Source organism: Arthrobacter sp. B1805 (assembly GCF_002929745.1).
GTDB lineage: Bacteria > Actinomycetota > Actinomycetes > Actinomycetales > Micrococcaceae > Arthrobacter_D.
Genome location: NZ_PJIQ01000075.1, coordinates 1 through 546, shown reverse-complemented (window position 1 = coordinate 546; position 546 = coordinate 1). Strand labels below are relative to the sequence as shown.

Below are 546 nucleotides of genomic sequence, written 5' to 3'. Positions count from 1 at the left end.
CGGTGAGTCGTAGATCTCCACGGGCGAGTGCAGGAAGTGCAGGTGCAGCCGGCGTGAGGCTCCCGTCGGCTCGTCCTCGACGAGCCAGTTGGTGAGGGTCTTCACCATCGTCTTCGTCTGGTTGTTCGTCGCGATCTGCTCCTCGGAGCCTGCATCGAAGTCGAAGTCCTCCGGGTAGAGCACGATGTCCACGTCACGCGAGTGCGAGAGCTCGCGCAGCTCCAGCGGGGTGAACTTCACCTGCGCAGGTCCGCGCCGACCGAAGACGTGCACGTCGGTGACGGGCGAGGCCTTCAGGCCCTCGTACACGTTCTGCGGGATCTCGGTCGAGAGCAGGTCGTCGGCATGCTTGGACAGGATGCGGGCGACGTCGAGGGCGACGTTGCCGTTGCCGATCACCGCGATCTCCCTGGCCTCCAGCGGCCACTCCCGGCTGACGTCAGGGTGCCCGTCGTACCAGGACACGAAGTCCGCGCCGCCGAACGAGCCCTCGAGCTCGATACCGGGGATGTTCAGGTCCGCGTCCTTGATCGCCCCGGTCGCGAA

At 66.3% G+C, this 546-nt stretch carries 1 pseudogene; it reads right to left on the bottom strand.

Annotated features, from left to right (window positions below):
• Nucleotides 1-546, bottom strand: a pseudogene (locus tag CXQ96_RS17940) (pyridine nucleotide-disulfide oxidoreductase); the annotation flags it as partial.